Origin of the sequence: uncultured Halopseudomonas sp. (genome assembly GCF_963977355.1) — a bacterium.
In the GTDB taxonomy this organism is placed as follows: Bacteria; Pseudomonadota; Gammaproteobacteria; order Pseudomonadales; family Pseudomonadaceae; genus Halopseudomonas.
Map to the genome: position 1 here is coordinate 92,305 of NZ_CAXBOV010000016.1, position 9,960 is coordinate 102,264.

The 9,960-nt window shown below is 57.4% G+C and carries 7 protein-coding genes; all 7 read left to right on the forward strand.

Going from position 1 to position 9,960, the window contains the following annotated elements; all coding sequences use genetic code 11:
* The first annotated feature begins 11 nt into the window (after positions 1-11).
* The gene (gene gyrA, locus AAC076_RS10745; RefSeq protein WP_339845399.1) at positions 12-2,660 is read left to right on the forward strand and encodes a DNA gyrase subunit A; all 2,649 of its coding nucleotides are present in this window, start codon (positions 12-14) and stop codon (positions 2,658-2,660) included.
* A 7-nt stretch (positions 2,661-2,667) separates the two neighbouring features.
* The gene (gene serC, locus AAC076_RS10750; protein WP_339845401.1) at positions 2,668-3,753 is read left to right on the forward strand and encodes a 3-phosphoserine/phosphohydroxythreonine transaminase; all 1,086 of its coding nucleotides are present in this window, start codon (positions 2,668-2,670) and stop codon (positions 3,751-3,753) included.
* 5 nt (positions 3,754-3,758) lie between these two features.
* Positions 3,759-4,856 (forward strand): prephenate dehydratase, encoded by a 1,098-nt coding sequence (gene pheA, locus AAC076_RS10755; RefSeq protein ID WP_339845403.1) that lies wholly within the window; start codon positions 3,759-3,761, stop codon positions 4,854-4,856.
* Between the two features lie 97 nt (positions 4,857-4,953).
* The gene (gene hisC / locus AAC076_RS10760) at positions 4,954-6,066 is read left to right on the forward strand and encodes a histidinol-phosphate transaminase (protein WP_339845405.1); all 1,113 of its coding nucleotides are present in this window, start codon (positions 4,954-4,956) and stop codon (positions 6,064-6,066) included.
* Positions 6,059-8,302, forward strand: a complete 2,244-nt coding sequence (locus AAC076_RS10765) for a bifunctional prephenate dehydrogenase/3-phosphoshikimate 1-carboxyvinyltransferase (RefSeq protein WP_339845408.1) — start codon at positions 6,059-6,061, stop codon at positions 8,300-8,302. Before hisC ends, AAC076_RS10765 begins: the two co-directional genes overlap by 8 nt.
* The gene (gene cmk, locus AAC076_RS10770; RefSeq protein WP_339845410.1) at positions 8,299-8,991 is read left to right on the forward strand and encodes a (d)CMP kinase; all 693 of its coding nucleotides are present in this window, start codon (positions 8,299-8,301) and stop codon (positions 8,989-8,991) included. Before AAC076_RS10765 ends, cmk begins: the two co-directional genes overlap by 4 nt.
* A 156-nt stretch (positions 8,992-9,147) precedes the next feature.
* Positions 9,148-9,960, forward strand: an 813-nt coding sequence (locus tag AAC076_RS10775) for a S1 RNA-binding domain-containing protein (protein WP_339845412.1), incomplete at its 3' end; no start/stop codon positions are given.

The window sequence follows — 9,960 nt, forward strand, 5'->3', positions numbered from 1 at the left end:
AATGCCGTTTCATGGGTGAACTGGCCAAAGAAATCCTTCCAGTCAATATCGAAGATGAGCTGAAACAGTCCTACCTTGATTACGCCATGAGCGTGATCGTCGGTCGGGCATTGCCGGATGTGCGTGACGGCCTCAAGCCTGTCCACCGCCGCGTGCTGTTCGCCATGAGCGAGCTGAAGAATGACTGGAACAAGCCCTACAAGAAATCGGCCCGTGTGGTCGGTGACGTCATCGGTAAGTATCACCCGCACGGCGATTCCGCGGTATACGACACCATCGTACGTATGGCCCAGCCTTTCTCGCTGCGCTATTTGCTGGTAGACGGCCAGGGTAACTTCGGGTCGGTCGATGGCGATAATGCGGCAGCGATGCGGTATACCGAAATCCGCATGACCAAGTTGGCCCATGAGTTGCTGGCTGACCTGGACAAGGAAACCGTCGACTGGGTACCCAACTACGACGGTACCGAACAGATCCCCGCTGTACTGCCGACCAAGGTGCCAAACCTGCTGGTCAATGGTTCCAGCGGTATCGCCGTGGGCATGGCAACCAATATTCCGCCGCACAACCTGACCGAAGTGATCAATGGTTGCCTGGCGCTGATCGAAAACCCGGACATGACCATCGATGAGCTGATGGAATATATCCCGGGGCCCGATTTTCCGACTGCAGCCATCATCAACGGCCGTGCCGGCATCGTTGAGGCCTACAACACTGGTCGTGGGCGTATATATGTGCGTGCCCGCTGCACCATCGAGGATATCGACAAAGTCGGCGGTCGCCAGCAGATCATCATCCATGAGCTGCCCTACCAGTTGAACAAGGCGCGATTGATCGAGAAAATTGCCGAGCTGGTCAAGGAAAAGAAGATCGAAGGTATCACCGAGCTGCGTGACGAGTCCGACAAGGATGGCATGCGCGTGGTGATCGAGATTCGCCGGGGCGATGTCGCTGAGGTTGTACTCAACAATCTCTACAGCCAGACCCAGATGCAGAATGTGTTCGGCATCAATATCGTCGGTTTGCTGGATGGTCAGCCACGCATTCTGAACCTGAAAGAACTGCTTGATGCCTTTATAAGGCACCGCCGGGAAGTGGTAACCCGCAGGACCGTCTATGAGCTGCGCAAGGCGCGCGAGCGCGGGCACATTCTCGAAGGCCAGGCCGTCGCACTGACCAATATTGATCCGGTCATTGCGCTGATCAAGGCTTCCGCTACGTCAGGTGAGGCGAAGGAGCGACTGATCGCCAACCCCTGGGAGCCAGGTGCGGTAATCGAGATGGTCGAACGTGCCGGTGCCGATGCCTGCCGTCCGGATGGGTTGGATGAGCAGTTTGGTCTGCGCGATGGAAAGTATTACCTGTCTCCCGACCAGGCCCAGGCGATTCTTGATCTGCGCCTGCACCGCCTGACTGGCCTTGAGCACGAGAAGCTGCTGGATGAATATCAGGAAATCCTGACCCAGATTGGCGAGCTGCTGCGCATCCTCAACAGCCAGGAGCGCTTGATGGAAGTGATCGTCGAGGAGCTCGAGCTGATTCGTACCAATTTTGGCGATGAGCGGCGTACCGAGATTCTGGCTTCGCGTCTGGATCTCTCTCTTGCCGACCTGATTACCGAAGAAGAGCGTGTGGTCACCATCTCCCATGGTGGTTACGCCAAGAGCCAGCCGCTGGCTGACTACCAGGCCCAGCGCCGTGGTGGCCGTGGCAAGGCAGCGACAGGCGTCAAGGATGAGGACTACGTGTCTCACCTGCTGGTCGCCCACAGTCACACTACCCTGTTGCTGTTCTCCAGCAAGGGCAAGGTTTACTGGCTCAAGACCTACGAGATTCCTGAAGCGTCACGTACCGCGCGTGGTCGGCCGCTGGTCAACTTGCTGCCGCTGGACGAAGGTGAGTTCATCAGTGCCATGTTGCCGGTTGATGAATATACCGAGGGCTGGTTCATCTTCATGGCCACCGCCAACGGTACAGTCAAGAAGACCCCATTGGAGCAGTTCAGTCGCCAGCGTAGCGTGGGCCTGATTGCACTGGATCTGGATGAGGGTGACAAGCTGATTTCTGCGGCTATCACCGATGGGGAGCGGGAAGTCATGTTGTTCTCCGATGGCGGCAAGGTAACCCGCTTCAAGGAAACCGATGTGCGTGCCATGGGCCGTACAGCCCGCGGCGTGCGTGGTATGCGGTTGGCGGGGGATCAGAAATTGATCTCGATGATTATCGTCGAGGAAGGCTCGCAGATTCTGACTGCGTCTGCCCGTGGCTATGGCAAACGCACTGCTGTAGAGGAATTCCCGCAGTACAAGCGCGGTGGCCAGGGTGTTATCGCGATGGTCAGCAACGAGCGCAACGGCCCGTTGGTCGGCGCCGTCCAGGTTGTCGATGGCGAGGAGATCATGTTGATTTCCGACCAGGGTACGCTGGTGCGCACTCGAGTTGCTGAGGTTTCCAGTCTGTCGCGTAACACTCAGGGTGTGACCCTGATCAAGGTCGCGAGTGATGAGAAGCTGGTGGGTCTGGAGCGTATTCAGGAGCCTTCTGAATCAGAGGAAGACATTCTGCATGCTGCGGGCAGTATCGATGGTGCGATTGTCAGCGAAGGCGAGCCAATCGGTCCGGTCGATGATATTGAAGCAATGGATGATGATCAGGAGTAATGCTGACGTGAGCAACCGACTGTTCAATTTCTGCGCCGGCCCGGCCGCGCTGCCTGAAGCGGTGCTGCTAAAGGCGCAGGCCGAACTGCTTGACTGGCAGGGCAAGGGTCTTTCCGTAATGGAAATGAGCCATCGCAGCGAGGAGTTCACCAGCGTTGCCGAAACGGCCGAGCAGGATCTGCGCGACCTGCTGAGCATACCGTCGAATTACCGGGTTTTGTTCCTGCAGGGTGGTGCCAGCCAGCAGTTCGCCCAGATTCCGCTGAACTTCATGTCCGAAGGGGGCAGCGCGGACTATATCGATACGGGTATTTGGTCGGCCAAGGCTATCGAAGAAGCCTCCCGTTATGGTCACGTCAATGTCGCCGCGAGTGCGAAGAAGCACGACTACTTCGCAATACCCGGACAAAACGACTGGCAGCTGTCCGATTCCGCATCTTATGTGCACTACACGCCCAATGAGACAATTGGCGGGCTGGAGTTTGGCTGGATTCCGCAGGTGGGTGACAAGCCGCTGATAGCTGATATGTCCTCGACAATTCTGTCGCGGCCCCTTGATGTGTCGAAGTTCGGCATGATCTACGCAGGTGCCCAGAAAAACATTGGCCCCAGCGGGCTGGTCGTGGTCATTGTGCGTGAGGATATGCTGGGCGAGGCGCGTTCCAGCTGTCCGACCATGCTCGATTACACGGTGGCGGCGAAGAACGGGTCAATGTACAACACCCCGCCGACCTTCGGCTGGTATCTGGCTGGCCTGATCTTCAAATGGCTCAAGGAGCAGGGCGGTCTGGAAGCGATGGAGCAGATCAACAAGGTCAAGCAGCAGACCCTGTATCAGGCCATCGATTCCAGCGAGCTTTACAGCAACCCCATCAATCCGGCGGATCGCTCGTGGATGAACGTGCCTTTTCGCCTGGCAGATGACCGCCTGGACAAGCTGTTTCTGGCTGGCGCTGAAGAGCGCGGCCTGCTCAATCTCAAGGGTCATCGTTCCGTTGGTGGGATGCGTGCTTCGATATATAACGCCGTTTCCCAGCAGGCGGTCGATGCGCTGGTGGCCTATATGGCCGAGTTCGAAAAGCAACAGGGTTGATTGGCATGTCCGACGAAGACCAACTCAAGGCGCTGCGCAAGCGTATCGATTCGCTCGATGAAAAGATCCTTGAACTGATCAGCGAGCGTGCCCAGTGCGCGCAAACCGTTGCTCAGGTCAAACAGAAGTCGCTGCCTGCGGGCATCGAGCCGGTGTTCTATCGTCCAGAGCGTGAAGCCTGGGTGCTCAAACACATCATGGAACTGAACAAGGGGCCTCTGGATAACGAGGAGATGGCTCGGCTGTTCCGTGAGATCATGTCTGCCTGCCTGGCGTTGGAGCAGCCCCTCAAGGTGGCTTATCTGGGACCGGAGGGTACCTTTACCCAGGCGGCCGCGATCAAGCATTTTGGTCATTCGGTAATCAGCGTACCGATGGCGGCAATTGACGAAATCTTCAGGGAAGTCGCGGCTGGTGCTGTGCAGTTCGGCGTGGTGCCTGTGGAAAACTCCACGGAAGGTGCGATCAACCACACGCTGGACAGTTTTCTTGAGCACGATATGGTCATCTGTGGCGAGGTGGAGCTCCGTATCCACCATCACCTGCTGATCGGTGAGAATACCAAGACCGACAAGATCTCCCGCGTGTATTCCCATGCCCAGTCCCTTGCGCAGTGCCGCAAATGGCTGGACGCGCATTACCCGAACGTCGAGCGGGTTGCGGTTGCCAGTAATGCTGAGGCAGCCAAGCGGGTGAAGGGCGAGTGGAACTCCGCCGCGATTGCCGGTGACATGGCCTGCGAGCTTTACGGGTTGAGCAAGATTGCCGAAAAGATCGAGGATCGGCCGGACAATTCCACCCGTTTCCTGATCATCGGCAGCCAGATGGTGCCACCTACTGGTGACGACAAGACCTCGGTCATTGTCTCCATGCGCAACAAGCCAGGTGCGCTGCACCATCTCTTGCAGCCGTTCCATAATAACGGAATCGATCTGTCGCGGATCGAGACGCGTCCCTCACGCAGCGGCAAGTGGACTTACGTTTTCTTCATCGACTTCTTCGGTCACCAGCACGACCCTCTGATACGGGACGCGCTCGAGAAGATTAATGACGAATCCGTGGCGCTCAAGGTGCTGGGGTCGTATCCCAAGGCGGTACTTTAAAGGACAAGAGCTGCTGGAAGCGCGAAGCTGGAAGTCTTTAGCCGTCCGGTCTTCATTGTGTTTCCAGCTTTCAGCTTTCAGCTCAGCGGAGCGTTTAATGACCTGCGATTTTCTTGCCCTGGCTCAGCCAGGCGTGCAAAAGCTGTCCCCCTATGTTCCCGGTAAACCGGTAGAAGAGCTGGCCCGTGAGTTCGGGCTGCGGGCGGATGCCATCGTTAAACTGGCCAGCAACGAGAATCCGCTGGGGCCTAGCCCCATGGCGATTACGGCCATTCAAAGTGCACTGCCAGAGATGACCCGGTATCCCGACGGCAACGGCTTTGCGCTCAAACAGGCACTCTCGCAGCGCCTGGGTGTTACTCCTGCAATGATCACCCTGGGCAATGGCTCCAACGATATCCTCGAGTTAATCACCCGTGCCTTCGTGGGACCTCAGCATGAGGTGGTTTTCAGTGAGCACGCATTTGCCGTGTACCCGATTGTCACTCAGGCTGTAGGTGCGCAAGCAGTTGTCGTGCCGGCGAAGAGCTGGGGTCATGATCTGGACGCAATGGCATCGGCTATAACCCCGAAAACCCGTCTGGTATTCGTCGCCAATCCGAACAACCCCACTGGCACATGGATCGAAAAAGGCGAACTTGAGCGCTTTCTGGAGCGGGTGCCGGAACAGGTCATTGTGGTGCTCGACGAAGCCTATACCGAGTACGTCGAAACGACAGATGTTCCCAACGGTCTGGATTATCTCCAGCAGTATCCGAATCTGCTGGTGTCGCGCACATTCTCCAAAGCCTATGGTCTGGCCGCGTTGCGCGTGGGTTACGGTATCTGCCAGCCGGCGATAGCTGATGCAATGAATCGAGTGCGTCAGCCTTTCAATGTCAACACTCTGGCCCAGGCTGCGGCTTTGGCGACGCTGGCAGATGATGCTTATCTGGCCGAGAGTCGTCGTATCAATCGTGAGGGCATGGCCCAGCTGGAAGCCGGTTTTGCTGCGCTGAAACTGGATTGGATTCCTTCGCGGGGCAACTTTATTGCGGTTGATCTGGGCCGTGAGGCTGCGCCGATTTTCCAGGGGCTTTTACGCCAGGGTGTGATTGTGCGCCCGGTAGCCAACTACGGCATGCCTCAGCACTTGCGCGTTTCCATCGGCCTGCCTGACGAAAATCAGCGGTTTCTCGATGTGTTGAAGCAGGTCCTTCTGAATGGGTGATCCTGAACAACGGTCATATACCGCAGGCAAGCTCGGGCGTCTGGCAGTGGTGGGCCTGGGTCTGATCGGTGGGTCCTTTGCCAAGGGAATGCGTCAGTCGGGTCTGTGTGGCGAAGTGGTCGGTTATGACGCAGACCCGTTGGCGCGCAATCTGGCAGTACCAATGGGCGTTGTCGACAGTGTTTCCGTGGACCTGAAAGGGGCCGTGACCGGAGCCGACCTGATTATGTTGGCGGTGCCCATTCTGGCCATGGGAAAAGTGCTTGATGAGTTGGCCGCGATGGACCTCGGGCGAGCAGTCATTACTGACGTCGGCAGTACCAAGGGTGCGGTAGTGGCTGCGGTGGCCAAGGCATTCGGAGCAGTGCCCGCCAATTTCGTGCCCGGCCACCCTATTGCTGGCTCCGAGCGCAGTGGAGTAGAAGCGGCCAATGCGGAGCTGTTTCAACATCATAAAGTGATTCTGACGCCCCTGGAGCAAACTGATTTAACAGCCCTGGAGCAGGTAAGTGGGCTTTGGCACGCGTTGGGTGCGGATGTAGAACATATGGCGCTGGCCGATCACGATGAAGTGTTGGCCGCCACCAGTCACTTGCCTCACCTGTTGGCGTTTTCGTTGGTCGATACGTTGGCGTCGCGCAGCGAAAATCTCGAGATTTTCCGCTATGCCGCGGGGGGCTTTCGCGACTTTACCCGGATCGCTGCAAGCGATCCGACCATGTGGCGAGATATCTTTCTTGCCAATCAGGATGCCGTGCTGCGAAGCCTCGATGCCTTTACACGCGATCTGACGCGCCTGCGCACGGCAATAGAGGAAGGAGACGCAACAGCACTGTTGGGCGTCTTTACCCGGGCCAAATCGGCTCGAGAACATTTCAGCAATATTCTGGCCCGCAGGGCCTATGTGGAACCTATGCAGACTCAAGTCGTGAACTTTATTGCCAGTCCCGGTGGATGCGTGCAGGGCACGATCCGCGTACCAGGTGACAAATCCATCTCTCACCGTTCGATCATGCTCGGTTCGCTTGCCGAGGGTGTTACCGAAGTGGAGGGCTTTCTTGAGGGTGAAGACAGCCTGGCTACCCTGCAGGCCTTCCGTGATATGGGAGTGGTCATAGAAGGCCCGCACCATGGTCGGGTGACTATCAATGGCGTGGGGCTGCAGGGATTGCAGGCTCCGCCCGGCCCGCTCTACGTGGGTAACTCCGGGACCTCAATGCGGTTACTGTCCGGGCTGCTTGCCGGCCAGCAGTTCGACACGGTTCTGACTGGGGATATCTCCCTGTCCAAGCGCCCAATGGGTCGGGTTGCCAAGCCCTTGCGGGAGATGGGTGCGCGCATCGAGACCGGTGAAGACGGACGTCCGCCGCTGCATATTCAGGGCGATAGCCGCCTGGTTGGCATGGATTACAGCATGCCTATGGCAAGCGCCCAGGTGAAATCCTGTCTGCTACTGGCTGGACTGTACGCAACAGGTCGCACATCGGTTACCGAGCCTGCGCCGACCCGCGATCATACCGAACGCATGCTCAAGGGGTTTGGTTATCCGGTAGCAGTCGATGGCGCCACCGCAACCATCGAGCCGGGTTACAAGCTGACGGCATGCAAGATCGATGTGCCGGCGGATATTTCCTCTGCGGCTTTTTTCATGGTTGCCGCGAGCATTGCCGAGGGCTCCAATCTGCTGCTCCAGCATGTCGGTATTAATCCTACTCGAATCGGGGTGATCAATATCCTTCGCGAAATGGGTGGTGATATCACGCTGGAAAACGAGCGTGAAGTAGGTGGCGAGCCTGTGGCTGATATCCGGATCCGCTCAGCTCAGCTCAAGGGTATCGACATTCCTGTAGATCAAGTGCCATTGGCTATTGATGAGTTCCCGGTACTGTTCATTGCGGCTGCCTGCGCCGAGGGGCGGACTATCCTGCGGGGGGCAGAGGAGTTGCGGGTGAAAGAGTCGGATCGTATCCAGGTCATGGCCGACGGCCTGCAAACTCTGGGTATCAAGGCCGAGCCAACCCACGACGGCATTGTGATTGATGGGGGGCAGATGCAGGGTGGGACGGTTGACAGTCATGGCGATCACCGCATTGCGATGTCGTTCAGTGTCGCCTCGCTGCGCGCCAAGCACGATATTCACATCACCGATTGCGCCAATGTGGCGACATCATTCCCGGGCTTTGTGACGCTGGCCAGTTCGGTCGGCATCATGGTCCGGTTGGAGGAAAGCGTGTGACAGATCAAGCTATCCCGGTCATTACCATCGATGGACCCGGCGGCTCCGGCAAAGGCACAATCGCGGGCCTGGTTGCTGCGAAACTGGGCTGGAATCTCCTGGATTCCGGCGCTTTATATCGGTTGCTGGCGTTCGCTGCACAGAATCACGGTGTGGATCTGACCAATGAGGAATCGCTGAAGACGCTGGCCGCCCATCTGGACGTGCAGTTTCTGGCTGATAGCGGCAGCCGTGAGCAGCGCATCATTCTGGAGGGCGAGGAGGTCACCCGGGCGATCCGTACCGAAACCATGGGGACGGGTGCTTCGCAGGTCGCTGCAATACCGGTTGTACGCGAAGCGCTGCTGCAGCGACAGCAGGCATTTCGTGAATTGCCTGGTCTGGTGGCCGATGGTCGTGACATGGGTACAGTTGTCTTTGCCGACGCGGACCTGAAGATTTTTCTTACTGCCAGCCCCCACATCCGGGCTGACCGCCGCCACAAGCAGTTGCTCGAAAAAGGCGAAGATGCTAATCTGGCGAGTCTTCTCGATGAGATTTTGGCACGGGATGAGCGCGATATGAATCGCAGCGTGGCGCCCTTGCGTCCTGCTGATGACGCTATCGTGCTTGATTCGACCAGCTTGTCGATTGAAGAAGTACTTGAAGAAGTTCTGTCGGAAGCGCGCAAACGCAACCTGCAGGGCTGATCAGGGCATCCGCTGCCGGAAAACCAGCCTGGCCGGCAACGGGCATTTAATAATCAACCCACATCAGCTGGTGATGTGGCGGGTACGTTTGCTGCAGGGCGCGCGATACAAGCGGCCAGGCGGTTGCTGCCTTTATAACCATTTACAGGATTCCAAATGAGCGAAAGCTTTGCCGAACTTTTTGAAGAAAGTCTAGTATCCCTCGACATGCAGCCGGGTTCCATCATCACCGGTATCATCGTGGACATCGACTCCGATTGGGTCACAGTTCACGCTGGTCTGAAGTCTGAAGGTGTCATCCCCCGTGAGCAGTTCCTGAATGATCAGGGCGAGCTGACGATCAAAGTGGGTGATGAGGTTCACGTTGCACTGGAAGCCGTTGAAGACGGTTTCGGTGAGACCAAACTTTCCCGTGAGAAGGCCAAGCGTGCTGAATCCTGGAAAGTCCTCGAAGCAGCTTTCGCCGCAGAAGAAATCGTCAAGGGTGTTATCAACGGCAAGGTCAAAGGTGGCTTTACCGTCGACGTCAACACTATCCGCGCGTTCCTGCCAGGCTCGCTGGTCGACGTTCGCCCTGTGCGCGACACCACGCACCTGGAAGGCAAGGAACTGGAATTCAAGGTCATCAAGCTTGACCAGAAGCGCAACAACGTTGTCGTTTCCCGTCGTGCCGTCCTCGAAGCCGAGAACAGTGCTGAGCGCGAAGCCCTGCTGGAAACCCTGCAGGAAGGCCAGGTTGTCAAAGGTATCGTCAAGAACCTCACAGATTACGGCGCATTTGTCGATCTGGGCGGCGTAGATGGCCTGCTGCACATCACCGACATGGCATGGAAGCGTATCAAGCATCCTTCCGAGATCGTCAATGTTGGCGACGAGATCGACGTCAAAGTGCTGAAGTTCGACCGCGAGCGCAACCGCGTTTCTCTGGGTCTGAAGCAGCTGGGCGAAGATCCATGGGTCGCTATCACT